At 32.3% G+C, this 26,777-nt stretch carries 31 protein-coding genes; 24 read left to right on the top strand and 7 right to left on the bottom strand.

The window, feature by feature from the left end:
- Positions 1-58 precede the first annotated feature (58 nt).
- The 4 genes from KHA90_RS06340 to KHA90_RS06325 all read right to left on the bottom strand — a co-directional run bounded on the left by KHA90_RS06340 (position 59) and on the right by KHA90_RS06325 (position 4,641).
- On the bottom strand, positions 59-583 hold the full coding sequence (locus tag KHA90_RS06340) for a GNAT family N-acetyltransferase (protein ID WP_213296561.1): 525 nt from the start codon (positions 581-583) through the stop codon (positions 59-61).
- A 74-nt stretch (positions 584-657) separates the two neighbouring features.
- Positions 658-1,992: a DEAD/DEAH box helicase gene (locus KHA90_RS06335; RefSeq protein ID WP_213296559.1), complete on the bottom strand. Its 1,335-nt coding sequence runs from the start codon at positions 1,990-1,992 to the stop codon at positions 658-660.
- Between the two features lie 462 nt (positions 1,993-2,454).
- On the bottom strand, positions 2,455-3,999 hold the full coding sequence (locus tag KHA90_RS06330) for a DEAD/DEAH box helicase (RefSeq protein ID WP_213296557.1): 1,545 nt from the start codon (positions 3,997-3,999) through the stop codon (positions 2,455-2,457).
- Positions 4,000-4,107: 108 nt separating this feature from the next.
- Positions 4,108-4,641: a DUF6155 family protein gene (locus KHA90_RS06325; protein ID WP_213296554.1), complete on the bottom strand. Its 534-nt coding sequence runs from the start codon at positions 4,639-4,641 to the stop codon at positions 4,108-4,110.
- 104 nt (positions 4,642-4,745) lie between these two features.
- Here KHA90_RS06325 and KHA90_RS06320 point away from each other — a divergent pair, with 104 nt between their 5' ends.
- Both KHA90_RS06320 and KHA90_RS06315 read left to right on the top strand, forming a co-directional pair.
- A complete protein-coding gene (locus tag KHA90_RS06320) occupies positions 4,746-5,036 on the top strand; it encodes a DUF3817 domain-containing protein (protein ID WP_213296551.1) in 291 nt (96 codons plus the stop codon).
- Positions 5,026-6,285, top strand: a complete 1,260-nt coding sequence (locus KHA90_RS06315) for a mechanosensitive ion channel family protein (protein WP_213296548.1) — start codon at positions 5,026-5,028, stop codon at positions 6,283-6,285. Before KHA90_RS06320 ends, KHA90_RS06315 begins: the two co-directional genes overlap by 11 nt.
- Positions 6,286-6,388: 103 nt before the next feature.
- Here the strand turns inward: KHA90_RS06315 and KHA90_RS06310 are convergent, their stop codons facing one another.
- Positions 6,389-6,856 (bottom strand): hypothetical protein, encoded by a 468-nt coding sequence (locus KHA90_RS06310; protein ID WP_244860258.1) that lies wholly within the window; start codon positions 6,854-6,856, stop codon positions 6,389-6,391.
- A gap of 138 nt (positions 6,857-6,994) precedes the next feature.
- On the opposite strand from KHA90_RS06310, the gene KHA90_RS06305 reads away from it, so the two are divergent.
- From KHA90_RS06305 to KHA90_RS06290, 4 genes are all read left to right on the top strand, one after another.
- Positions 6,995-7,402: a glyoxalase gene (locus KHA90_RS06305; protein ID WP_213296546.1), complete on the top strand. Its 408-nt coding sequence runs from the start codon at positions 6,995-6,997 to the stop codon at positions 7,400-7,402.
- Positions 7,403-7,412: 10 nt separating this feature from the next.
- Positions 7,413-7,883 carry a hypothetical protein gene (locus KHA90_RS06300; protein ID WP_213296544.1) on the top strand — a complete coding sequence of 157 codons (471 nt, stop codon included), beginning with the start codon at positions 7,413-7,415 and terminating at the stop codon, positions 7,881-7,883.
- Positions 7,884-7,934: 51 nt separating this feature from the next.
- Complete coding sequence (locus tag KHA90_RS06295) at positions 7,935-8,510, top strand: Crp/Fnr family transcriptional regulator (protein ID WP_213296542.1); 576 nt, start codon at positions 7,935-7,937, stop codon at positions 8,508-8,510.
- Positions 8,511-8,655: 145 nt separating this feature from the next.
- Entirely contained in the window at positions 8,656-9,627 is a 972-nt protein-coding gene (locus tag KHA90_RS06290) for a quinone oxidoreductase family protein (protein ID WP_213296540.1), read from the top strand.
- Between the two features lie 531 nt (positions 9,628-10,158).
- On the opposite strand, the gene KHA90_RS06285 is transcribed toward KHA90_RS06290, so the two are convergent.
- Positions 10,159-11,901 carry a DUF885 domain-containing protein gene (locus KHA90_RS06285; protein ID WP_213296538.1) on the bottom strand — a complete coding sequence of 581 codons (1,743 nt, stop codon included), beginning with the start codon at positions 11,899-11,901 and terminating at the stop codon, positions 10,159-10,161.
- Between the two features lie 68 nt (positions 11,902-11,969).
- Entirely contained in the window at positions 11,970-13,946 is a 1,977-nt protein-coding gene (locus KHA90_RS06280) for an alpha-ketoacid dehydrogenase subunit alpha/beta (protein ID WP_213296536.1), read from the bottom strand.
- A 172-nt stretch (positions 13,947-14,118) separates the two neighbouring features.
- Between KHA90_RS06280 and KHA90_RS06275 the strand changes: the two genes are divergently transcribed.
- The 18 genes from KHA90_RS06275 (at position 14,119) to KHA90_RS06195 (ending at position 26,716) form a co-directional block, all read left to right on the top strand.
- On the top strand, positions 14,119-15,069 hold the full coding sequence (locus KHA90_RS06275) for an isopenicillin N synthase family dioxygenase (protein WP_213296534.1): 951 nt from the start codon (positions 14,119-14,121) through the stop codon (positions 15,067-15,069).
- 113 nt (positions 15,070-15,182) lie between these two features.
- The gene (locus KHA90_RS06270; protein ID WP_213296533.1) at positions 15,183-15,515 is read left to right on the top strand and encodes a translation initiation factor; all 333 of its coding nucleotides are present in this window, start codon (positions 15,183-15,185) and stop codon (positions 15,513-15,515) included.
- A gap of 296 nt (positions 15,516-15,811) precedes the next feature.
- Entirely contained in the window at positions 15,812-16,681 is an 870-nt protein-coding gene (locus tag KHA90_RS06265) for a nucleoside phosphorylase (protein ID WP_213296531.1), read from the top strand.
- Between the two features lie 29 nt (positions 16,682-16,710).
- Complete coding sequence (locus KHA90_RS25340; RefSeq protein WP_244860257.1) at positions 16,711-16,866, top strand: hypothetical protein; 156 nt, start codon at positions 16,711-16,713, stop codon at positions 16,864-16,866.
- Positions 16,867-16,896: 30 nt separating this feature from the next.
- The gene (locus tag KHA90_RS25815; RefSeq protein ID WP_394370695.1) at positions 16,897-17,103 is read left to right on the top strand and encodes a hypothetical protein; all 207 of its coding nucleotides are present in this window, start codon (positions 16,897-16,899) and stop codon (positions 17,101-17,103) included.
- A 15-nt stretch (positions 17,104-17,118) separates the two neighbouring features.
- Positions 17,119-17,592, top strand: a complete 474-nt coding sequence (locus KHA90_RS06255; protein ID WP_213296529.1) for a DUF4265 domain-containing protein — start codon at positions 17,119-17,121, stop codon at positions 17,590-17,592.
- Between the two features lie 81 nt (positions 17,593-17,673).
- Positions 17,674-18,525 carry a substrate-binding domain-containing protein gene (locus tag KHA90_RS06250; protein ID WP_213296527.1) on the top strand — a complete coding sequence of 284 codons (852 nt, stop codon included), beginning with the start codon at positions 17,674-17,676 and terminating at the stop codon, positions 18,523-18,525.
- Positions 18,526-18,543: 18 nt separating this feature from the next.
- Positions 18,544-19,476 (top strand): transglutaminase, encoded by a 933-nt coding sequence (locus tag KHA90_RS06245; protein WP_213296526.1) that lies wholly within the window; start codon positions 18,544-18,546, stop codon positions 19,474-19,476.
- Between the two features lie 206 nt (positions 19,477-19,682).
- On the top strand, positions 19,683-20,051 hold the full coding sequence (locus KHA90_RS06240) for a hypothetical protein (protein WP_213296523.1): 369 nt from the start codon (positions 19,683-19,685) through the stop codon (positions 20,049-20,051).
- A 277-nt stretch (positions 20,052-20,328) separates the two neighbouring features.
- Complete coding sequence (gene abc-f / locus KHA90_RS06235; protein ID WP_213296521.1) at positions 20,329-21,915, top strand: ribosomal protection-like ABC-F family protein; 1,587 nt, start codon at positions 20,329-20,331, stop codon at positions 21,913-21,915.
- Positions 21,916-22,072: 157 nt separating this feature from the next.
- Entirely contained in the window at positions 22,073-22,396 is a 324-nt protein-coding gene (locus KHA90_RS06230) for an ArsR/SmtB family transcription factor (RefSeq protein WP_213296519.1), read from the top strand.
- Between the two features lie 6 nt (positions 22,397-22,402).
- Positions 22,403-22,873, top strand: coding sequence for an SRPBCC family protein (locus KHA90_RS06225; RefSeq protein ID WP_213296517.1), 471 nt, complete (start codon positions 22,403-22,405; stop codon positions 22,871-22,873).
- A 4-nt stretch (positions 22,874-22,877) separates the two neighbouring features.
- Entirely contained in the window at positions 22,878-23,261 is a 384-nt protein-coding gene (locus KHA90_RS06220; RefSeq protein ID WP_213296515.1) for a DoxX family protein, read from the top strand.
- A 10-nt stretch (positions 23,262-23,271) separates the two neighbouring features.
- Positions 23,272-23,829, top strand: a complete 558-nt coding sequence (locus KHA90_RS06215; RefSeq protein WP_213296513.1) for a DUF4256 domain-containing protein — start codon at positions 23,272-23,274, stop codon at positions 23,827-23,829.
- Positions 23,830-24,092: 263 nt separating this feature from the next.
- Complete coding sequence (locus KHA90_RS06210; RefSeq protein ID WP_213296511.1) at positions 24,093-24,596, top strand: endonuclease V; 504 nt, start codon at positions 24,093-24,095, stop codon at positions 24,594-24,596.
- Positions 24,597-24,690: 94 nt separating this feature from the next.
- A complete protein-coding gene (locus KHA90_RS06205; RefSeq protein WP_213296508.1) occupies positions 24,691-25,098 on the top strand; it encodes a VOC family protein in 408 nt (135 codons plus the stop codon).
- Between the two features lie 22 nt (positions 25,099-25,120).
- A complete protein-coding gene (locus KHA90_RS06200; protein WP_213296505.1) occupies positions 25,121-25,405 on the top strand; it encodes a hypothetical protein in 285 nt (94 codons plus the stop codon).
- A 234-nt stretch (positions 25,406-25,639) separates the two neighbouring features.
- A complete protein-coding gene (locus KHA90_RS06195; protein WP_213296502.1) occupies positions 25,640-26,716 on the top strand; it encodes a calcium:proton antiporter in 1,077 nt (358 codons plus the stop codon).
- The last annotated feature ends 61 nt before the right edge of the window (positions 26,717-26,777 follow it).

Below are 26,777 nucleotides of genomic sequence, written 5' to 3'. Positions count from 1 at the left end.
ACATTATAATTCCAATTACAAAACCCTATTTTGAGTTTTCTTTTAAAATCTTATGGAATTAATTTGTCAATTTGAGTTTCATCATAATATCTGTTTGCTCCTCATCTCCTAACTTAAAAATGTGTTTATCAAATTCAACAAATCCATTTTTTGTATAAAAGCCAATCGCTCGCAGATTTTCCTCCCAAACACCTAACCATACATAATCATTGTTTTTTTGTCGGGCAACTTCTATAGCTTTTTCATACAATAATTGTCCGACTTTTTTGCCATGAAATTCTTTTGAAACATAGATTCGCTCAATTTCAAGTGCTTTATCATCTTTTAATTCAGTTTGAGATGCACCGAAGTTAACTTTCAAATAACCAATTACTTCATTATCTAAAGTTGCAAAATAGAACTCAGAATCTTTGTTGGTCAATTCTTCCGTTAGTTTTTCTGTAGCAAAACCTTTGTCCAGATAATCTTTCATGTTTTCTTCAGAATTGGATTCTGAAAATGTTTCCTGAAAAGTTTGTCGGCCAATTTTTTGTAATTGCTGAATCTCGTTGAGCGTAATCTTTTGTATTTGAATATCTGCCATAATATGCTTGTATAATGCGTTGTTTATGCACTATAAAATTACAATATATATCAGGAAATCAAAAGTTGGAAATATTACTTTTTGAATTTTTTAACAGGTTTCTCAGTTACTTCAACTTTATTTTGAAGTACGTAATTTGCCATTAATTTTTCAATTAATTCATCTTTGGTAAGATGATGAAAAACAGTTTTTACTTTTGTTTTTAAATCATCTGAGATATCGTGATTTGGTTTTGTTTTAAATATTTGTTTCGCCCACAAAAGCGTATTATTTTCTTCTAAACTTACCACAGAAGGTTTTTGGAACTGAATAAATTTAATTCCTAATTCTTTTTCAAATTCCGGAATTTCTGCTACTTCTTCTTGTTGTAAAACAGTTAAGGAAAGTCCCTTTGCTCCTGCTCTTGCTGTTCTACCGCTACGGTGAACATAATTTTCATAGGTGTCAGGCAAATGATAATTGACAACATAAGAAATCTCTTTTACGTCGATTCCTCTTGCTGCTAAATCTGTTGCAACCAGAATATTAATGTGTCCTTCACGAAATTGTTCCATGATTCTGTCACGAATTCCCTGAGATAAACTTCCGTGAAGCGCGCCTGACGAAAAACGATTAATTGCTAAATTTTTAGCCAGTTTATTGACTGCAGCTTTAGTTTTACAAAAGATGATTCCGCGTTCTCCATCTTTTGAATTCAGGAAATGCATTAAAACATCGAGTTTCTCAATTGGATCAACAACAATATATTCGTGATCAATTCCTTGGTTACCAACAGTTTCCATGTTAGCGCTAACCTGAACTACATTTTTATCTAAGTAATTCTGAATCAATTGTTTGATTGTTCCCGGCAAAGTTGCTGAGAATAATAATGTTCTGTGTTTTTTAGGAAGTTCAGCTACGATTTCGTCCAAGCTTTCTTTTAGGATCGAAACCATTTCATCGGCTTCATCCAATACTAAATATTTAGCTTGTTTTAGGTCGATTGCTTTACGCTGAATCAAATCGATTAAACGTCCCGGAGTTGCTATAACAATATGTGTGGGTTGTGATAAACGCTCCATTTGTGGTCTGATTGGGATTCCGCCACAAGTTGAAGCTATTGAGATATTCGGAATATGTTTTCCAAAATCTTCTAAATTTCTGAATATCTGTTGTCCAAGTTCTCTGGTTGGTACCAAAATTACAGCCTGAACAATTGCAGATTCGGTGTCAATTAATTGCAATAATGGTAATCCGAAAGCGGCTGTTTTACCGGTTCCGGTTTTAGCTAAACCTACGACATCATGGCTTTCAGATAAAAGCAATGGAATTGTTATTTGTTGAATTTCTGTTGGTTCAACAATGTTCAATTCACTTAATGCTTTTAAAATTGGTGCTGAAATTCCTAATGATGAGAATTGTTTAGACATGTTTTATTATTGTAGAGTTCTGATTGTAGATTTTAGATTCTGCTACAGATTACTCAGATTAAAATGATTTTTTTGTGAACCTTTGAGGTTCTTTTATTTTTTGTCATTTCGACGAAGGAGAAATTTCATCCAATATTCGACAAACTTTGCGTAATATTCGTGTGATTTTCTCCTTCGTCGAAATGACATAACTTTATAAATATTCTTTTTATGAAACCTAAACCCTAGCCCTGATGGAAGCGGCATCCTTTTTCTGGCTTCTTTAGCCAGGAAAAGATATAGCGGACAGCAGGAAATAGCTTCTAATTCTTGAAATTCCAATTTTTTAAAACTCCAAATTCCAATTGAAATGTGCTTCTCCCGATTGCTATCGGGATCGCTCAGCCTGACAACCTGAAACTAAAAAAAACTGAAACCTGAACCTAAAGACCCACAGAATAATAAAACTGAAACAAATTTCTTTTATTCTTCGTCCGGTTCGTTCATGATTTTTTCACGATATTTTTTACCTATTAATAGGACTAACTTTAGTTTATAATCGTCAACCAGCCATTCGCGGTAGTTTTTACTACATTGGCTTAAGCATTTAGAATAGCGTTTGATACGGCAATCGATGTCGTCGTCAAGTTCTCTTCCTAATGATTTTGCTTCTTGTAATGTTTCGGTATTATCGACACACATTGCTGCATGTTGCTCTAACGATTTGTCTAGTACTACTTTAGAACGTAAATTTTGTTTGATGATTAGTTTGTGTTCTTCATCTACATCAAAAGTTACATCGGCAGTTTTTGCGAATTTTGCGCGTAATTCCGGTGGCATACTGTATTTGAAATACAATTCGATCTCAGTATCATCGCGTAAATTCTCCAAATAAAATTCAGGTGATTTAAATATGTGCTGCCAGTTTACAGGTTCGCTCCATAATCCAAAACGTGCTGCATTATTTCCTAAATCAATCACTGTAAACTCGTCTTTACCAGGTAATTTACGAGATCCACGACCAATCATTTGGTAATATAAAGTAAGTGATTTTGTTGCTCTGTTTAAAATAATCGTTTCAACTGTAGGTTCATCAAAACCTGTGGTTAAAATTCCTACAGATGTTAAAATAGCATCCGGAGTCTTTTTGAACCATGCCAGAATATCTTTACGTTCTTCAGAACTACTTGTATTATCAAGGTGTCTGATATCGTAACCGGCTTCTCTAAACGTTTCATACACATATAATGAAGTATGAATACCGTTGTTGAAAATCAGGGTTTTTTTACCTAACGAACGTTCTGTATACGCATGCAAAAGTTTTTCCTGCATGATGGTATTTGTATATAAATCGTCTGATGATTTTACGGTGTAATCTCCGTTGATACCTACTTTTAATGATGTTAATCCCACATCATAACTATAGGTTGTTGCTTTTGCAAGGAATCCTTTTTCAATCAACGAACTAATGGTGTCTCCCACAATAAGTTCATCGTAACTCTGGTGCATTGGTAATTTTATATTTGAACTCAAAGGTGTTGCTGTTACTCCAAGAATAAAAGCGTTTTTGAATGAGTTTAATAATTTTCGGAATGAATTGTAATGCGCCTCATCAATAATCACCAAACCAATGTTGTCAAGATGTAATTTCTCGTCATTGATACGGTTTTTTAAGGTCTCCACCATTGCCACAAAACACGAAAACTCGTTTTGATCCGGTAATTCCTTTACTTTACTATTGATTATTTTATTAGAAACACCAAACCCTTTCAACATTTTTGAGGTTTGTTTACAAAGTTCGATACGGTGCGTTAAAACCACTACCTTTTTATCATTATTTGCTAAATAACGACGCACGATTTCAGAAAAAATTACTGTTTTTCCACCACCTGTAGGCAATTGATATAATAAATGATGTTTCGAAGGAGCATTGTCTAAACGTTCAAAAATGGCATCGATATCGCCTTTCTGGTATGCATATAGTTCTTTTTTCTCTTCTCTTTCTATTTCTAAAGTGTTTTGAGACATTGTTTATTTTTGGATTTTTGCAAAAATACACCGAAAAAACAGTTATTCATCTTATTTTAACGTAAAATAAATCATTTTTTTAAATAAGATTTTTTATGAGAAAAGCCTTTATAAGTCTACTTTGTCTGAAATTGCCTCAAATTCGTACTTGTTTTTCCATTTCTGCCGAATAGTTTCTTGCTGAATTGCAAAAATCCTCTCCTTAAATTCAGACAAAATTCCGTTAGAAATGATGAAATTAACAGCTTGCTCAAAAGAATTTAGCATGCTTTTGTAAAACAATTCCTGTTTAATAAAATTACTGGACGAATATGTTTGCGCTATTTCGATGTTATACAGCATGATATCTGCAATCACAAAAGGGTCAACACCTAACAAAATGAAATGTTTTATGTATTTCTGCGCAACAGAACGTCTTAATTTAGCTTTTGGTTTCCATCTCGACGTAGGCTTTTTTATCGGGAAATATTCGTGTGAGATTTTAATCTTGCTTTCCTGTAAAAGTTTATCTTCTTTAGGGCTAAAAACAAAATCGTAATATACTTTTACAGGAGCAAATTTTTCATACAACTCAATAATTTGTTCTTCGAGCTGCTCCTTATTTAATTCGGCTAAATATTTTTTTAAATCGCGTTTACTCATTATCAAAGTTTAAGATTACAAAAGTAAATTACTTTATTGATTCATACCTCAAAAACCAACCATAATACTTAATTTTGCTTGTATAAACTTAAAAAAATATATACATGCTCAAGATTTTCAAAGTTACTGCAATTTTAGAAGGAATCTCTTACTTAGTGTTATTTGCCAATATGCTGGTGATAAAAAACAATAATCCGGAACTTTATCATACCATTTTACGTCCGTTAGGAATGACGCACGGTGTTTTATTTATTGGGTACATTATATTAGCAGTTTTGCTTAGAAAATCTCAAAATTGGGATCTTAAAACTTTCGGAATTATCCTGATTGCTTCTCTTATACCTTTTGGAACTTTTTATGTTGAGAAAAAATACTTAGAAAATAATGCACAATAAACCTTTGGATAAAATATTCAATTTTTTATATCCGCTTTTTAGAGATTGGGGAATGAGCCGCAACTTTGCGTCTTATATCAGCCTTTTCTTTAATATTGTTATCATGGTGGCTTTGGCTTTTGCCATTTATTATGTTGCAAAATTTGTTTTAGTAACCTTAACTGCCATTTTTGCCCAAAAAACAAAAACCAAGTTTGATGATTACTTAATTCATAACAAAACCACCAAATACACCGCTTATTTAATTCCGTTTTTCTTTATTTATAAAGCTGTTCCAATCATTTTGGACAAATATGATTATTGGGAATCGCTGTTTGGAAAAATAGTGGGTATCTATATCGTTTTGATTAGTTTATGGATTATCAGAACGATTTTTAATGCTTTACGAGATTATTTAAAACAGAAACCTGAATATAGCGATAAACCCATCGATAGTTTTGTTCAGGTAATAATGATTGTTCTTTGGATTTTTGGCGTTGCGATGATTATCTCCACGTTATTCGGAATCAAAAAGGGAGAATTATTGACGATTTTGGGGACGCTTTCGGCGATTATTATCTTGATTTTCAGAGATACTATTTTAGGATTTGTTTCGAGTGTTCAGGTTGCAATCAACGATATGGTCAGGATTGGTGACTGGATTACAATGGATAAATTTGGCGCCGATGGTGATGTTATCGAAATTAACCTGACAACCGTAAAGGTTCGGAATTTTGACAATACGATTACCACGATTCCAACTTATGCTTTAAGTTCCGACTCTTTCCAGAACTGGCGCGGCATGCAAAAATCTGACGGAAGACGTATTAAAAGACATATTCTGATAAAAAGCAGCAGTATTCGGTTTTTGAATAATGATGATCTCAATCATATGAAAAACGTGCAGCTCATTAGTACTTATATTGAAACCAGACAGGCTGAAATTGAGAAATACAATAATTTGCAAGGTGTTGATAAATCGCTTTCGCTGAATGGTCGAAACATGACAAATTTAGGATTGTTCAGGAAATATATTATGCAATATTTAGTAACGCATCCTGGTTTGAATAAAGACATGCATATTATGTGCCGCCAGTTACAATCAAGCGCGCATGGTGTTCCGTTAGAGATTTATGCTTTTTCAAGTGATAAACGTTGGGCAAATTACGAATATATTATGGCAGATATTTTTGATCATGTAATGGCTTCGGTCATTTATTTTGATCTTGAAATATTCGAATTGCCGTCAACGATTGGACCTTTGAGTTAGTTTTTAGTCTCGGTTATCAGTTATCAGTCACAGTTCTCAGTCGCAGTTCGCAGTCACAGTCACAGTTCAACTGTAAACTGCCACTGCGAACTGCGACTGAAAACTATTTTCTAATTTCTTCAAAAACAAACTTTGCATTATCGTATTCTATAGGAGTTCCGGGCATGAAACATGGCAAGTTGAAATACGTTGTGATAATCCCGCTTCCTAAAAATAGTTTGTCTTCTTTTTTCAATAAAGCGAGCGGAATCCTTTTCCAGCTTCCTCCGTTTGAGATAAAATGGAAATCTCCTCGTAAAGTGTCGCCTTTTAGATCTCCCCTAACATCACCGGAATCTTTTCCTATTTTGTGATATAGAACTTCATAATGTCCGTAGAAACGTTTGTCGTTGATATGGATGCTTAAAGTAGCGGTGTCTTTGTCATTTACAGCCTGATATACAATTTGATTGTACTTGCTTTTTTCATCTTTAGAATTGCAGGAAATAATTGCGATTACAATTAAAAACAGTAAATATTTTATATTCATAGATTGAGGAATTTTTTCACCATATAAGTGATATAAGCTCATTTAAAACTGTAGGCTTATTTTCTACAGATCGTTTTAGTTGCTTTGTATGCTCATTTAGATAAACTTATAATATCTTATATAACTTATAAGGTAAAATTAATTTCGCATTAGAATTTTTTCTAAATTTAAAGAAAAAACATGGAAGATAGAGATGCTTTTTTAAGAGAATTCAGAGGAGAGACTTTAGGAACCGTAAGTGCTCAATCTTCACCGGAAGAATTATTTCAAAATCAAACGATTAGACCAATTTTAAAACTTCAAAATGATTTATTTATAGCAGTTTTTATTAATTACGTCAATAAAAATAAAGCTGATTTTTACTCTTATACTGCCGAAAAGAAAATCCAAACCATCGAAAACTCTATTCAAAAGGATATTAAGTTCAGAAATTCTCTTAAAGGAATTATTATGGGACTTTTTACAATTGAAGAATATGATATTTATATTCAAAACTCTTCAAGTTTAAACAAACGAATGATGAATTTATTGATTGAGAGATTGAGAAGTCAGGTTCAGTTGTTTGAAGTGGAAACGGATTTGAATTAGATCTTTTTGAATGGAAATAGAAATTGTAGAAAATAAAAAACAAAGTTTATATGCTTATAAAAATAATGAACTTTTATTCTATTCAACGGGAAAATTCAATTGGTATAAAACAATTATAAAAGTATATAATTACAACGATGATTTAGTTTTAAATTTAGAAAGCAAAGTTATTTTTATTAATAATTCCTATAAGATTTTATTTCAAAATGAGAATCTGTTAAATAATATTTTAGGTATCACGGATAGCCATCTCTTTTTCGATAAAAATAAAAGTCTAAAAAAGAATTATAATGATCGTTTATTTTCTATTAATTGGAATTATCATTACACTTCTGAAGAAACTAAAATTGCGGAAGTAACACAAAATCTTTGGAAATCTCCTCGAAAAATTTCTCTAAATATAAATGATGAAAATTTAGATTTTTTAGATTCTATCATCATCCATATTTTAGCAGTTCAAACGGGTAATTCTGATAATTGATTATTTGTTCAATATGTTCTAAATCTAAATCATGTTAAATTAAACAGATAAATGTTCAACCAATTCCGAAATAAATTACCATTAACTGATGAAAAATGGATTGAATATACCAACCATTTCAACCGCATTGAAGTTCCTGCAAAAACAATACTTTTAGAAGAAGGTGAAATTTCAAAAAAGCTTTTTATAATCGAAAAAGGCTGTATCAGGGTTTGGTTTAATAATAACGGAAAAGATCTTACAACTCAGTTCTTTTTCGAAAATCAAAGTGTAGCTTCTATCGAAAGTTTCATGAAAAAATTTCCGAGTCCGGTTGTTATTGAAACAATTGAATCTTCTGTTTTATGGTGGATTTCTAGAGATGATCTGAATAAAATTTTGGAAGAAATTAAAGAAATTCCGGAAATGAGAGATCGTTTATTTGATATGCTTTTTGAGCGTACATTTGATTATATGAAACATTTTGTTTCGTTTATAAAGGACTCTCCTACTCAGCGTTATCTTAATCTCATTAAAGAAAGACCTCAGATTGTTCAGCGTGTTCCGCAACATTATATTGCGTCATATCTTGGCGTAAGCACAGTTCATTTAAGCAGAATTAAAAGTAAATTGGTTCAAAAAAAATAATCTATTTACCATATAAGTTATATAAGAAATATAAGGCAAGCTTAAATGAGCTTATATAACTTATATGGTGAAAAAAAAATAATAACAAATGTTATCGTCTGCCCTTAAACAGCTGCCTAATTTTGCTTCATAAAATTTAATAATTATGAAAGCAGCAGTTATTTATAAAAGAGGCGAATTGCCCAAATATGCAGAATTTACAACTCCAATTGTGAGCAACGAAAATGAAGTTTTAATTTCGGTTAAAGCCGTAGCGATTACCAATCTCGATAAAGGAATTGTAAGCGGAGATCATTATTCGGCAGAAAATGAAAATCAGAACGGAACTGTAATTGGCAGCGATTGCATTGGTTTATTAGAAGATGGAACAAGGGTTTACGCTCGGGGAATCAGCGGAACAATCGCCGAAAAAGCACTTGTAGATAAAAGCAGAATGGTTCCTTTACTTGACGGAATTAGTGATGCAACAGCTGCTTCAATGCCAAATGCAATTGCAGGTTCTGCAATGGCGTTACGATTTAGAACGGGAATCCAACCCGGAGAAACGGTTTTAATAAACGGAGCGACTGGTTTTACAGGTCAAATGGCTATTCAGATTGCAAAACATTATGGCGCTAAAAAAATCATCGCTACCGGAAGAAATGAAAAAACACTTCAAAGTCTTTTAGCTTTAGGCGCTGACGAAATTATTTCTCTTCAACAAGATGATGAAACAATTATTGCGCAACTTAAAGCGATTCAGCAAAACACACCAATTGATATCATTCTGGATTATTTGTGGGGACATTCTGCAGAATTGATTTTTTCGTTTCTAAAAGGAAAAGGAAATTTTACGCACAAAGTGAGATATGTTTCTATTGGCGCAATGTCGGGCGATAGTATTCAATTATCAGCGGCTATTTTAAGAAGCGTTGATTTGCAATTATCAGGTTCAGGATTGGGAAGCTGGAAAAAAGAAGAAGTCAAATTATTATTTTCAGAAATACTGCCTGAGATGTTTCTTTTGGCAGCGCAAAACAAATTGAAAGTGAATATTGAAACAGTAAATTTAATTGATATCGAGAAAGTCTGGAATATTGAAGTTCCTGATGGCAAGCGATTGGTGGTTATTATTTAAAAATAAATAGTGTTGAATTGATTGAACGCGGATAAAACAGATTGCTAAAGCAAACGCGGATTAAAACGGATTTTTTTTTGATTTTAATATGACTATTGTTTCATTCAATTTGTTTTGTCCCTAGCGGGACAATACTATTTCTGTAATTTTAATATACTACCAATATATAATTCCTACGGGATAAAAATAATGCTTGGCGATTTTTATGTAAGCCATTTAGCCTAAAAATATTTAATGTATTTATCCAGTAGGGATAAAATAATAATGTGATTTAGAATGCATTGGTCATTTTTCACCCAAGCGATTTATCCCGTAGGGATTATATATTGGTAGAAAAAAACAATAATCATTTCTATTGTCCCGTATCAAAAAATGCTACCAATATGAAATCCCTACGGGATAAAACGATGACAAATATTATAATATCAAATTATGTCATTTTTAAATACAAACCCATCAGTCCTATAAAACAAAAAAAAGGTTTGACAAGATAATTCTAGTCAAACCTTTTCTATAAGATATCTTTAGAAATTACTCTTTCGACAACATCAATTCTTTGATATATTTTACCGGAGCGCTTCCAAAACTTAGGAATTTCTCATGAAATTTTTTCAGGTTGAATTTATCTCCTTCTTTCTTTTTAAGTTCTTCTCTAAGATTGTAAATTTCAGTATATCCTGTAAAATATGAACACAATTGAACTTGTGATAACGTTACGCGTTTCCATTTTCCATCAGCTTCAGCTTGTTGTTGAAAAGCTTCTTTTGTCAATAAATCAATTGCAGCTTCTTTAGACATGTTTTTTGTATGAACACTAATATCTAAAATAGTGTTACAAGTTGTTCTTAAATTCCATTTATAGTACATCAACCACATTTCATCAGAATTTTTATAACCACTTTCCAACATCATTTTCTCAGCATAAACAGCCCAACCTTCAACCATTGCTCCATTTCCTAAAATAGATTTAATGATACTTGGCGATTGATTACTGTAAACTAATTGTGTGTAATGTCCAGGAATTGCTTCGTGGATATTCAAAATCTGAAGAATATAATCATTGTACTCACGCAGGTAACTTTCTGAGTTTTCAGCTGTCCATCCAGTCATGCTTCCTACATTATAGTATGTATTTGCATTTTTATCATAAGGTCCGGGTGCAGAAATAGAAGCTCCTGCAACTCCAGCCATATAAGCTGGTTCTTTACGAACTACAAGTGGCTTTGAAGGATCAATGTATAATAAATCTTTTGCTTTTACATACGCCGTTAATTCCGGAATTTGTTTTTCAATTTCAGATTGAAACTTTTCTGGTGTAGTATGCTGTAAGGAGATTTTATCAATTACTTGTTTGATTAAATCTAATTTGTTTGTTGGTTTTGGTTCGGTTCCTTTGTATTTTGTCCAAAGTTTATCTGCCAAAACAAACATTTTATCATGTAAATCTTTTTTATGATCAACGGCAATTTTAAAAATCTCATCAGCAGTATAGCTTGACTGAATATTAAAATCGAATTTTTTAGCATATAAAGCAGCTCCTAATCTAAAAGAACGAGGTGTTTTATTTGGAGTTGTTTTTAACCATTCAGCATAATCAGAAATTGCCTTTTTAGCTACCTTAGCTTTTTCAAGCATTTCTTTTTTCTCTGTTTCGCTTAATTTACTTTGCTTTAAAGCAGCATTTAAATCGGCATCAAAAACAGATGAACCACCTAGATTTTGCGCTATTGCAAGTTCTGTATGTTCAATTGTTGGATTTTTGATATTTGCTTTTGCAGCTTCATAATAAGCGGGAACATTGTTCATTTTAGCATTAAAAGCACGCAAACGAACTTCTAATGAATCGTATTTTCCGTTTAAAATTTCTGCAAAAGATCCGCAAACATTATATTCAGATGGATTCCATTCGTAAGATTTTAATTCTTTAATACTAAAGACCGAGCTTTCCAATTGATTTTTGATCATTCGGAAATCAGTTTTATTATTATCTGATAAATTTTCTACATCAAATTGTTTTAATGAATCCAGTTGCGCATTGATAAAATCAAGCTCAATTTTTTGTTGCGCTTCATTTGGAACAACCAGCACGCTGTCTAATTTATGGTAGCCAACGCCTGCAGCCCAATCCGGACTAATCTTCCATAAAGCGGTAACAAAACCGTCTTTGTATTTATCGAATTTTCCGTCTAAAGCTTTATCTTCGTTAGACTTAGTACTTTTATTGCAAGAAAATAGCAGGGTAATTGCAAAAAATGAAACAAATAGTTTTTTCATAAGTTAATTTTTTAATGGTTTAAAGATAAAAAAAATGTCCTTTATGCAAAACTATTTGCCAATTGTAATTAATATTTCAATAATTCGAATAAAACTTCTTCAAAACGATTCTTGGGTAAAAACTGATCTTCTAATGCTTTTGTAAACGGAATTGGAGAGTCTAAACTTGCCACTCTTTTTACAGGCGCATCCAGATATTCAAAACATTCTTCCATAATTAAGGCCGAAATATCGCTTGCGATTCCGCCAAACAAAGTATCTTCCTGATAGATAATTACCTTTCCCGTCTTTTTTACTGATGCAAAAATAGTTTCTGTATCAAGAGGTTGTAAAGTTCTTAAATCAATTAAATCAGCTTCGATTTCTGGATTTTTTGCCAAAGTTTCTAATGCCCAATGTACAGGTGCGCCAAAAGATATAATGGTAACCTGATTTCCTTCTTTTAATAAAGCTGCTTTTCCTAACGGAATCGTATAATAATCAACAGGGACATCTTGGTAAACGCTGCGATACAATTGTTTATGTTCAAAAAACAAAACCGGATTAGGATCGTTTATTGAACTATTTAATAATCCTTTTGCATCATAAGGAAATGCAGGATAAACTACTTTTAAACCCGGAGTTTTGGTAAACCAGGCTTCATTTGTCTGAGAGTGAAAAGGTCCCGCCTGAGTTCCGCCACCGCAAGGCATTCGAACCACGACATCAGCTTTTTCGCCCCAGCGATAATGTGATTTTGCTAATAAATTGACAATTGGATTAAAACCAGTTGACACAAAATCAGCAAATTGCATTTCTACAATCGCTTTATATCCGTTGATAGATAATCCCATTCCGGCAGAAACAACTGCATTTTCACAAATTGGAGTATTACGAACGCGGTCTTTCCCAAAAAACTCTACAAAACCATCTGTTATTTTAAAAGCTCCTCCATATTCGGCAATATCCTGACCCATAATAATGAGGTTTCTATGGCGTTGCATGGATTGCTCTAAACTATTACGAATAGCGTCTATAAAACGGACGTTCTTAATTTCTTCTGAAGGACTAACTTCTTCATATTGAAAAGGTTTGTAAACATCATCTAATTCTCCGCTTAATGTTGGCACAATTTCAGGTTCAGCATTTGCAATGGCTAAATTTTCATCGATTTCCTGTTTGATTTCAGCGTGTAATTGCTCGTCATATTGGGTTTTAAGAACACCAATTTTAGTCAAATAATCGCGATAATTAGTTACCGGATCTTTAGCTGCCCATTCGTCCATTAATTCCTGCGGAACATATTTTGTACCACTCGCCTCTTCGTGACCACGCATTCTAAAAGTTTTAAACTCCAGTAAAACAGGATGTGGATTATTTTGCATATCCTCTTTTAACTGGGATAATTTGTTATAAACTTCCAGAATATTATTTCCGTCAATAATATAACTTTCCATACCGTAGCCAATGCCTTTATCTGCAAGATTTTCACAAGAATATTGTTCGTTTGTAGGCGTTGAAAGTCCGTAACCGTTATTTTCGATGATAAACATTACGGGTAATTTCCAAACTGCTGCAATATTCAAAGCTTCGTGAAAATCACCTTCACTTGTAGCGCCTTCCCCAGTAAAAACGGCGGTTATTTTTTTATTGTTCTGAAGTTTATCAGCAAGGGCAATTCCGTCTGCGATCCCTAATTGCGGACCTAGATGCGAAATCATTCCTATAATTTTATATTCCTGAGTTCCAAAATGAAAACTTCGATCTCTTCCTTTTGTGAATCCGTTTGCTTTTCCCTGCCATTGTGAAAATAAGCGATGCAACGGAATATTTCTGGTGGTAAAAACCCCCAGATTTCTGTGCATTGGCAAAACATATTCTGATTCATCTAAAACTGATGTCACACCTACTGAAATTGCTTCCTGCCCTATTCCGGAAAACCATTTGGAGACTTTTCCCTGTCTAATCAGGATCAGCATCTTTTCTTCGATCAATCGAGGTTTGAGGATTTTTTTATATAAATCTAATAATTGAGCATCAGTAAGGTTTTGTCTGTAAAAGATCATTTGGTTTGTTGTTTTAGTGTTTCAAATATAGAAAAATATAACAATTTTATTAATTTTTGTTATGAATTTTTAATTTTAATGTAACTTTTAAAATTCAAATATAAAATATTCTCTACCTTTGTTACTGAAAGGCGTTTAAAAACCTTTCATTCTTAAAATAAAAATGTAAAGTATGCAAAACATTCCTAGTGTAGACTTACGTGATTTCCTTTCGGACGACCCGAAACGTAAACAAAAATTTGTAAATGAAATCGGCAGTGCATTTGAAAACATTGGCTTCGTAGCCCTAAAAGGTCACTTTTTAGATGATCAGTTAGTAGACGAGCTTTATAGCGAAATTAGAAAATTTTTCGCTTTGCCAGTAGAAACTAAGCATAATTATGAAATTCCCGGAATTGGCGGACAAAGAGGTTATGTTTCTTTTGGAACAGAGCATGCTAAAGGACGTAAAGAAGGTGATTTGAAGGAATTTTGGCATTTCGGTCAATATGTTGACGCAGATTCAAAATATGCTGCAGAATATCCTGCTAATGTTGAAGTGAAAGAATTACCTCGTTTTAATGCTGTAGGTAAAGATGCTTACCAAATGCTTGAAAAAACAGGCGTTTATGTGTTAAGAGCTCTGGCTTTGCATTTAGGTTTAGATGAGTTTTATTTTGACCAGTATGCAAAAGAAGGAAACTCTATTTTAAGACCCATCCATTATCCTCCAATTACTTCTGAGCCTGCAAATGCGATTCGCGCTGCTGCTCACGGAGATATTAATTTGATTACTCTTTTAATGGGCGCTCAGGGAAAAGGTTTACAAGTTCAAAATCATGATGGTGAATGGATTGACGCCATTGCCGAAGATGATGAATTAGTAATTAATGTTGGCGATATGTTGTCAAGACATACTAATAACAAGTTAAAATCAACGATTCACCAAGTGGTAAATCCACCAAGAGAATTATGGGGAACTTCACGTTACTCAGTTCCGTTTTTTATGCATCCTGTAAGCGATATGCGCCTGGATTGTCTAGAAAACTGTATTGATGCCGAGAATCCTAAGAAATTCGAAGATATTACTGCGGGAGATTATTTATACGAACGTTTAGTAGATTTGGGATTGATTAAAAAGTAAACTTTTTAAATCTCAATTTTTTAAATTCCAAATTCCAACTATCAAATTGGGATTTGGAATTTAATTTTTAAAAACCACAACTATTGAAATTTATTTTTTAGCATAAAAAATTTATGGACTTACAAGATCAATTAAAAAATTTATTTCCGGATCACGTAGAATCAAATGAGCCTGAAGAAGTTCAGGAGCAGGATCATGTACTTTTTATCCAAAAAGAGCCTATGATTTGCAAATTTGAAAAACGAAAAGGAAAAGCTACCACTATTATCGAAGGCTACGAAGGATCTGACGAAGATTTTAAAATTCTGGCTAAAGAAATTAAAACCAAATTAAGCGTTGGCGGAACTTTTAAAGATGCTTCGATTATTATTCAAGGCGATTATCGTGATAAAATAATGGAAATACTTAAAGCAAAAGGGTTTAAAACGAAACGGGTTGGGGGGTAATAATTTTAAAATCCAATTTTTTAAATTCCAAATTCCAATTGTTGGACGTAAAAATTTAACCGCAGAGAACGCAAAGAAATATATAATTATAGTTTAATAAAAACGCAAAGTTCGCAAAGCTTTGTTTTGAAAAATTGTAGATTCCATTTATTGGAATTTAGAATTTCAGAAAAAAACATAAAATAAAAACCTGTGACAATCTGTTCAATCCGTAAAATCTGTGGGCAAAAAAACTATCCGCCTCTACAAGAAACCTTTGAACCTTTGCCACTTAGAACCTTAGTACCTTAAAAAAAATGATACAAAACTCAGAATTAATACTTAATCCGGACGGAAGCGTTTATCACTTAAATCTTCGTCCTGAACATATTGCACACGATATAATTTTTGTTGGAGATCAAAATAGAGTGGAAAAAATCACTCAGTTTTTTGATTCGATTGAATTTTCAACCCAAAAAAGAGAATTTAAAACCCAAACCGGAATCTACAAAGGAAAAAGAATAACAGTAATGTCAACGGGAATTGGTCCTGACAATATTGATATCGTTATCAACGAATTAGACGCTTTGGTAAACATTGATTTAGAAACGCGTCAGCCAAAAGAAAACCTTACTTCATTAAATATTATCAGAATTGGAACTTCGGGATCTTTGCATGCTGATATTCCTGTGGATAGTTTTGTAATGTCTAAATTTGGATTAGGATTAGATAATATGCTTCGCTCCTATTTGATTGATAAAGTTTCAAATGCCGCTATTGAAGATGCTTTTGTAACGCATACCAACTGGGATATTAGAAAAGGACGACCTTATGCTATCGCTTGTTCTGAAGTTTTAGAAAAAATAATTGAGTCAGATAAAATGTTTAAAGGAATTACTGCAACTGCCGGAGGATTTTATGGTCCACAGGGGCGTGTATTGCGTTTGAATATCCAGGATGAAGAATTAAACAGTAAAATGGATAATTTTAGTTTTAATGGTGAAAAAATCACTAACTTAGAAATGGAAACAGCAGCAATTTATGGACTTTCGGCACTTTTAGGACACAATGCTTTGTCATTGAATGCGATAATTGCCAATCGTGCATCAGGAACTTTTAGTGAAGATCCTTATAAAGCTGTTGATGAGTTAATTGCTTATACATTGAATAAACTGGCTGGGAATTAATTAGATAATTGTCAATAATTTTATGATTTATGTTTTTAAGAGTTGCACGACATACAGATAACCTGGAAATAATTGAAGATTTTTATGTCAATATTTTAGGCTTTGAACGATTAGGCGGTTTCGAAAATCATAATAATTATGATGGTGTTTTTATTGGAAACTCGGGTTTAGATTGGCATTTTTAATTTACTCAATCAGACAAAAAAGCAAAACATATATTTGATGAAGACGATGTTATCGTACTTTATCCAAAAACAATTTTAGATTATAACGATCTAATAAAAAAGCTTTTACAGCATAATATTTCAAGTGTAAATGCAATAAATCCTTTCTGGAACGAAAACGGACAAATGTTTCTGGATCCGGATGGCTATCGAATTGTTATTTCACCTTTGAAAGCCGTAATAAGTGAAATAGAATAATTACAAAATTAAAGAATGGCAGAAACACATAAAAAAATATTATTTAAATATTACAGTACTTATTTAGAAGAAATTGTTTCAGAGACAATGTGGGGCGAGATTTTGGATTTGGAAAAAGGACATTTCAAATTAGATAATATTCCGTTTTTTGGACCTTTGATTGCGACGGATGATATTTTTCGAGCTGAGTATGATGAAAATGAGAAATTCTTTATTCATAAAGAAACTATTGAGCATTCAGGGAACTCAATTGTTCAGGTTTTAATTTTAGATAAAGAATTTGACAAGGAAATAATAAGAGAAAAACTAAAAGCAATAAATTGTTTGTCAGAAGCATTAAATGATACGTTTCTTGCTGTTGAAGTAATCAAAAATGTTGATTATTCGATTGTAAAAAGCTTATTAACAGAGTATGAGTCAAATGCGATAATAGAATTTGCGGAACCTTGCCTTTCTGATAAACACAGAACTGATTTATTGAAGAATTAGAAATATATTAATTCGATAATTTAAATATTAAAAAAAAAACTTAAACTTAGAATACGCTTACCAAACTTAAACTTAAACTAAATGAAAACTGTAAAAATTGTAGGTGTTCCTGAACACTTCAATTTGCCATGGCATTTATGCATTGAAAATGGCGAATTTGAAGCTGAAAACATTGATTTACAATGGCAAAACATTCCTGAAGGAACAGGTAAAATGTGTCAGATGCTTCGTGATGGTGAAGCTGATATAGCTGTGATTTTGACCGAAGGAATTGTAAAGGATATTGTAGCCGGAAACCCAAGTAAAATTGTGCAAATTTATGTTCAGTCGCCTTTGATCTGGGGAATTCACGTAGCTGCAAAATCAAATTTTCAAACTGTAAAAGACCTTAAGGATAAAAAAGTAGCCATTTCCAGATTAGGTTCAGGCTCACAATTGATGGCGTATGTAAATGCACATGAAAACGGCTGGAAAACGGATAATTTACAATTTGAAATTATCAATACAATTGATGGCGCCGTTGATGCTTTGACAAAAGGAACTGCTGATTATTTTATGTGGGAACGTTTTATGACCAAACCACTTGTAGATCAGGGAATATTCAGGCGAATTGGCGACTGCCCTACTCCATGGCCTTCATTTGTAATTACTGTTCGTGATGAATTCCTGAAAAAAAATCCTAAAATTGTAGAGAAAATACTCGAAATTATAAATAAAACAACCCAGGATTTTACTGAGATTCCAAATATAGATAAAACATTATCAGAACTTTTCAATCAAAAAATTGAAGATATTCAGGAGTGGCTTACGCTTACACAATGGTCTCAGAAGAATTTGAGTGAAAAAGCATTTATTAAAATTCAAAATCAGTTATTTGATCTGGGAATTATTGATAAAAAAAGTACTTTTGTTGAAACTGTAAAAGCGCTGTAAATACTGCTTTTGATTCTTATGATAAAATTTCCTAAAATTGACTTTCCGCAATTAAAATCCAAACTACAGGTGAAATCACCATGGGACAGGATTATTATTATGCTGTTGAGTCTTTTAATTACGGTACCGGTTTTTATCATACTGCATCAAAACCTGATTGATTTAGAATGGTCATTCAATTTAGACCGTATTTTTATCTTCATTTTAGTTTTTGCCGCAATTTTCTTTTTACTAATGTATTTACGAACCATCATAATTCTGTGTATTGCGGTTTATTTATTGGTTTTAGTCTACGGAAGTGTAATCGGGAATTATGGATTCAGTGAAATTTCAGAGGATTATAATTCGATGATTTACACCATGTCAGACAATCCTTTTCCGCAGGATATTATTGTTGCAAAATTGCTGCCGTTTCCTAATAAATCAAAAATTATAAATGCAATAGAATATCAGAATCCCAAGGTTCGGAATTTTGCCATTATGGCGACAACAGAGCATTTTAAAGGCATAAAAGGATATTCAGATTACAGAACAATTATTCAGTGCTTTGCCGTTTTCAAGGAAATTAATAGCCGCTGGAATTATGTAAACGATCCTAAAGAAGGCGATTATATTGCTACCGCGAGCGAATCATTAGAATATTTTTCCGGAGATTGCGACGATCATTCAATTTTAATGGCTGCAGCAATTCGTTCTATTGGCGGAACTCCACGTTTAATTCATACAAAAGGTCACATTTATCCTGAAATCCTGATTGGTTCTTTAATCGATTTGGAAAAAGTCAATTATTTAATCAAAAATGTGCTTTTTGTAAAGGAAAGTTATAAAAAGAAAATCCATTATCATATTGACGAACGTGGTCAGGTATGGATGAATCTTGATTATACTGCTAAATATCCAGGCGGACCCTTTATGTATGAGGAGATTTTGGGAGCTTTAACTCTAAATTAAAGGTTCAAAGTTGCAAAGGTTCTGAGGGACAAAGGTTTTCTTAGAGTGCGTCTTCTCTTTACAATTTCCTGTATGTAATTCTATAATTTATGCTTAATTTAAATTGTAAGTTTATTTTTCTGAATATTGTATAAATATTTGATTTTTAGATTTTTAATTAGAATAAATTTTGTAATTTTCTCTTGTCTAACTTTAATCACAAAATCATGAGAAAATCTAAATTATTTATCTTCGGAATTGCATTTTTGGCAGTATTAATGGTTTCATGTCATAAAGGTCGCAATAAATTGGTAAACACCTGGAAAATTACTGCTGTTGAACCTAAAATGCCACTTTCTGATTCTTCAAAAAATGCAATTATATCTCAGGGACAGCTTACTTTTACAGAGGATGGTCACGTCACCGGTTTTTTGCAGAGAGAAATTACTGATGGTACATTTGCATTAACACAAGGAGGAAAAAGTTTAGTGATAAAAGATGAAACAGGAACTCCATATCCTTGTGAAAGTACAATAACAGACGACCAATTGATATTAGATAGTAAGGAAATGAAAATTACGCTTAAAAAAATATAAGTTGTAATCGAACTTAAACCAGACATAATTAAACCACGCAAATGTAAATTAGCGTGGTTTTTCTTTTAAAAATAGATTTGTTTCTTCATAATCAAAACATTTTTAAAGGAGAAAAATCAATAATTTAAATTTTAAAACAGAAAATTAAACACAAATTGTATCTTTGCAATCTTATATCAGACTAATATTTTATGTGAAAAATAATTTCTTTCAGACAATTTAGAGAGTAAACGGCAAATTGCGGTTACTCTATTTATTCATCTTTAGAGAAAGAAATATGCTTATTCTACAAAACATTTCATATAAACACAATAACAGTGATTTGTTATTTGACAATATTAGTTTCATAGTTAATAATCACGAAAAAGTAGCTTTAATTGGTAATAATGGCGTTGGGAAATCGACGTTGCTAAAAATTATTGCCGGAAATCTAAAACCTTCATACGGAGCACTAAATATTAGTTCAGATCCTTATTATATTCCGCAAATTTTTGGGCAATTTAATCATTTTACTATTGCTGAAGCATTGCGTGTCAATGAAAAGCTGATCGCATTTAAAGAAATACTTAACGGAAATGTTTCAGAAGAAAACCTGAACTTTTTAAACGACGACTGGACTATCGAAGAACGTTGCAATAGCGCCCTCGCCTACTGGAAACTATCTGATTTAGATTTAAACCAAAAGATGGGAACATTAAGCGGTGGTCAAAAAACAAAAGTCTTTTTGGCTGGAATCATGATTCATGAACCGGAATTAATTTTATTAGATGAACCAAGTAATCATCTTGATAGTTCAACCAGACAATTATTATATGATTTTATCCAATCAACAACGAGTTCACTGATTATTGTTAGTCACGACAGAAAACTGCTAAATCTTTTAAATACTATTTGCGAGTTAAGTAAACGCGGAATTACAACATATGGCGGAAATTATGATTTTTATACAGAACAGAAACTGATTGAAAATAATGCACTAAATCAGGATTTAAATTCCAAAGAAAAAGCATTGCGGAAAGCCAAAGAAAAAGAACGTGAAACGGCAGAAAGACAGCAAAAATTGGATGCACGAGGAAAAAAGAAACAAGAAAAATCAGGTGTTGCAAGAATCATGATGAATACTTTGCGCAATGATGCCGAAAACAGTTCATCAAAAATAAAAAGCGTTCATCTGGATAAAATTAATAATATTTCAAAAGAATTGCGGGAATTACGTTCTGATTTACCGGATATTGATCACATGAAATTTGGTTTCGATAATTCGGATTTACATAATGGGAAAATACTTTTTAAGGCGAATGCAATAAATTACGGTTATGAGTATCAGTTTATTTGGAAACAAAATTTAAATTTTCAAATAACAAGTGGAGAAAGAATCGCTCTTAAAGGCTTTAACGGATCCGGAAAAACAACTTTGATCAAAATAATTTTGGGAAAACTATACCCAAAATGTGGTGATATTTATATTGCAGATAACAAATCGGTTTATATTGATCAGGATTATTCGCTGATAAACAATCAGCTTAAGGTTTATGAGCAGGCAGAACATTTTAATGTTTCAGGATTAGAAGAACATGAAATAAAAATGAGACTAAACAGGTTTTTATTTCATCGTGAATATTGGGATAAACCTTGCAGTACTTTGAGCGGCGGAGAAAAAATGCGATTAATGCTTTGTTGCCTGACAATTAATAATGAATCGCCAGACATGATTATATTAGATGAACCCACAAATAATCTCGATATCCGGAATATTGAAATCCTCACGGCTGCGATCAATGAATATAAAGGAACATTGATCGTGGTTTCACACGATGAATCCTTTTTAGAACAAATAAATATTGAAAGGATAATTGAACTTTAATAAAATTTACAAATCCTCTAAAAGCGTCAGATTTTTAGGGGATTTTTTATAATACTTACTTTTGTTTTTTTTTAAATAGCTGATATTGAGTAAAAAAAACAATAAAATTTTGCGCAGTCAAATAACTGCACTATATTTGCTGTCAAATAACTGCACAATGGAAATTCGTAGAGATGTATTTCAGGCGATAGCCGACCCAACTCGCAGGGCAATATTAAGTTTAACTGCCATTCACGCAATGACGCCCGGTGTTATTGCTGAAAATTTTGACTCGTCACGACAAACAATTTCAAAACACATTCAGATTCTTACGGAATGTGAATTATTAAGTCAGCAACAAAACGGACGAGAAATTTATTATCTCACTAATGCTAAAAAAATGAAAGAAGTAGCTGATTTCATTGAGCCTTTCCGCCAAATGTGGGACGATCGTTTTAATAAATTAGAAACAATAATGAAAAATTACAAACCTAATAAATAGATTATTATGGAACTAAAAACAAAAATTAGTGCCGAAGATGGACAACAGGATCTGGTAATAACAAGAGAATTTGAACTTCCTGTAGAATTACTTTTTAAAGCTTACATCGAACCTGAAATTGTCGCGCAATGGATGGGAACAAAAGTACTTAAACTTGAAAATAAAAATCATGGCGGTTATCAGTTTGAAACATCAGATCCTAAAGGAAATGTGGTTTTTAAAGCCAATGGTGTAATTCATGAATATATTGATAACCAAAGAATCACGCGCACATTTGAAATGGAAAATTCACCTTTTGCAGTTCAGCTTGAGTTTCTTGAATTTGAGTCGGTTAGAGATACTACCAGCAAACTTACAATGCATATTATTTACAAATCTGGTGATTTGAGAGATCAAATGCTGAAATTACCATTTGCGCAAGGTATTAATATGGCACACAATAGATTACAGGAAATTGTAAACAAACTAAAACAATAAAGTCATGACAAAAAGAAATAAAATTATCTATTGGATTGCTACTCTTTGGCTTGTGTTAGGAATGACATCGACAGGAGTGGTTCAATTAATTAAAATGAAAGAAGAAGTGGTTATGATGAACCATTTAGGATATCCAATCTACTTTTTGACATTATTGGGAATTTGGAAAATATTAGGCGTTATTGCAATTTTAATTCCTAAATTTCCTTTATTAAAAGAATGGGCTTATGCAGGTTTCTTTTTTGCTATGTCCGGCGCTATTTTTTCTCATTTTGCATCTGGAGATGAAGCTTTAGCCTATTTTGGGCCTACGTTATTATTGGTTCTAATAGTTGTTTCATGGTATTTCAGACCTTTAGACAGAAAAATAATTTCGGTTAAACTATAAAATAAAAAGTATGAAAAATAAATTATCATCAGAACAAATAGAAGAATTACTGAATGTTTTAGAAACCCGTTTTGAAAGCAATACAAATAGACATAAAGATATTGAGTGGTCAAAAGTCAAAGCGAAACTCGTAGCAAACCCTGATAAATTATGGTCGCTGGACGAAATGGAAAGAACGGAAGGAGAACCGGATGTCGTAGGTTTCGATAAAAATACAAACGAATATATTTTCTATGATTGTTCTGCCGAAAGTCCTAAAGGGCGAAGAAGTATATGTTACGATCATGATGCTTTAGAAAAAAGAAAAGAAAATAAACCCGCAAACAGTGCAATTAATCTGGCTGAAGAAATGGGAATTGAGATATTAAATGAGAACCAGTATAAGGAACTTCAGCAATTGGGCAAATTTGATGCTAAAACTTCAAGCTGGATCAAGACACCGGCTGATATCAGGAAATTAGGCGGTGCCATATTCTCTGATTTTCGCTATAATACGGTATTTGTTTATCATAATGGCGCTGACTCTTATTATGCAGCAAGAGGTTTTCGAGGATTTTTGAGGGTATAATCAATATACAAAATAAAAAAGTATTTTTAGACCTTCAGCCTTTGGTTGGAGGTTTTGTTTTTGTTATAAGTAAGAAAATCCGGTTAATTAAAAATCTTTTTTTTTATGTTAACTTACAAATTATCGATCAAAACAAAAACATGTGGAGCTATATTAGTTTTCTCTACAATTAAATTTTACTAGTCAATACAAAATATTTTATGTTTTCCAAAGGTTTTCTTGTTGGTGCCAAATTATCTATATTAGCAAAAATAAAGCATCTTATGATTTTAGCCTTCGACACTTATTACTACGACGGAAAAGCAAAAACAATCTGCCTTGAATTTACAGAATGGGATCAAAGCGAAAACTTTAAAATTCATTCTGAAATCATTGATAACGTTGAAGAATATATTCCCGGAGAATTTTATAAAAGAGAATTGCCTTGTATTTTGAGTGTATTGGATAAGATGGATTTAAAAAACATTGAAACCATTATTGTCGACGGTTTTGTTTATCTTGATGATGAAAAAAAGTATGGTTTAGGAGGATATTTATATGAAAAACTAAATATGGCGATTCCGATTATTGGTGTTGCAAAAACAAACTTTGCATCGATAGAAAAATACAAACGAGCTTTATTTAGAGGCGAAAGTAAAAAGCCGCTTTATGTAACTTCTATAGGAATTGAATTGGATAATGCCTTTGATAAAATTGAAAGTATGGCGGGTGAATTTAGAATGCCAACTCTGCTAAAGGAAATGGATAGATTGACGAAGGAAGATTAATTGATTACTTTAATATTTGATCGTTAAATAATTAGTAATCAATATTTATTGCTCAAGTTTTTAAATTTGTTATGACAACGAAATAAACAATATCATGGAAGATCAAAAAAATGAAACAGACAATTCTATACCAAAAGTCACAGGAATTGGCGGTATTTTCTTTTTTACAGAGAATCCCAAGGAAACCAGAGATTGGTATGCTGCAAATTTAGGATTTGATGTCAATGATTGGGGTTCAACTTTTGAAGCCAGAAATATCAATAATCCTGATGCAATTGATTCGCTTCAATGGAGTCCTTTCAAAAAAGGAGATGAATACTTCGCTCCTTCTAAAAAAGATTTTATGATTAATTATAGCGTTCAAAATATTGAAGGACTTGTAGAGCAACTCAAAAAAAACAACGTAACTATTCTTGACACTATTGAAACGTTTGATTATGGAAAATTTGTACATATTTTAGACGCGGATGGCAATAAAATAGAACTTTGGGAACCAACTTAATCAAATGTAATATTGTTAAAATATGGAAAATAAGAATTACGATTTTTTACTAAAGAATATAGCTTCTCCATTAGACTATTCAGAAGGTTTGTATTTAGTTTATATCGAACTTTATCAGACAAATGATGAATTACGTGACATAATTTCAGAACACGGGACAATTATTAACGAACTTGAATTTGGTTATTTATGCGAAGTACATATGCAGGGAATTCCTGAAATCGCTCGTTCCTTATCACTAAAAAATCATGCGGTTTACCAAATTGTACGACTTGTGAGGCTAACAAAAAGTTCAGCTGCTAAATAAACTAAAAAGATTGCAAAAAAGGCTCCGTTAGAAATAATGGAGCTTTTTTTTGGTCTTATCAATCTGTATATGAATAAGTTGATTTAACGAAATTATTTTTAAAACATCCAATAATTAGCCTGAAATAAGGCTGAATAGAGTGCTTTTGAAAAATAGAGTAAAATAAAAGCCCTATATTAGGGAAATTAAAAATGCCGATTTATATTAAAAAGCTATCGGCAAAAATATTTATATATGAAACAATTACTTCAGTGGACCATCATTATTCCTGTACTTGCCTGGATTCTTTTTTTTAGCGGATTGGTAGACAACAGCAGCGTATTTCAAGTTGTAGCAAGCATTTTACTTATTTTAAGCGTTATGTCTGCTGTACATCACTCTGAAATTATAGCAGAAAGAGTTGGAGAACCTTATGGAACCATTATTTTGGCGATTTCCATAACCGTTATCGAAGTTTCGATTATTGTATCTCTAATGTTATCAGAAGGCTCAGAAGCCGCTTCATTAGCCAGAGACACTGTTTATGCAGCAACAATGCTTATTTTGAATGGTATTATTGGTTTATGCCTTTTAATTGGAGGTTTAAAACATTACGAACAAAATTTCTCAGTTTCTTCGGTTACAATTGGGTTGGTTTCATTGGTTTCGATTATAGTATTTACATTAGTCTTCCCTACTTTTACAGAAAGTGTTGCCGGATCCTACTACTCTATTCCGCAACTTGTTTTTGCTTCAATTGCCTGCATTGTAATTTACTCCTCTTTTCTATTTGCACAAACCAGTAGATATAGACAATATTTTCTAACCGTAGGAGATGATGAAAATGAAGAAATAGTTGAGCCTATACTAATTGATAATAAAACATTTTATACAAGTCTTGTTTTCCTGATTGTGAGTTTAGGTATTGTAGTGCTTTTGGCCAAAACCCTCTCTCCTACTATCGAAAGTATAATTATTAGCTATCATCTTCCTAAAACTTTAGTTGGGGTTGTAATTGCAGCCATCATATTATTACCGGAAGCAATTGCTGCAATTATAGCAGCTAGAAAAAACAGGCTTCAAACCAGTATTAATTTAGCTTTGGGATCTGCTTTAGCAAGTATTGGATTAACAATTCCTAGTGTTGCAGCGGTTTGTATTATGATGGATATGCCCATTATTCTGGGACTTGATATTAAATCCATTGTTTTATTAGCACTATCAGTCTTTACGGTGATGTTGTCGCTAAGCAAAGGAAAATCGAATATTGTTTACGGCGTTGTATTACTGGTCAATTTATTTGCCTTTGTATTCCTTATGATTTATCCTTGATCTATTTTTAGAAATTACATCAACTAAACATACAAACTCCAGCAGAAAATACTGGAGTTTT

Source organism: Flavobacterium psychroterrae, from assembly GCF_018380615.1.
Lineage (GTDB): Bacteria > Bacteroidota > Bacteroidia > Flavobacteriales > Flavobacteriaceae > Flavobacterium > Flavobacterium psychroterrae.
The sequence above is the reverse complement of the archived record's forward strand: the minus strand, read 5'-3'. Positions and strand labels throughout refer to the sequence as shown.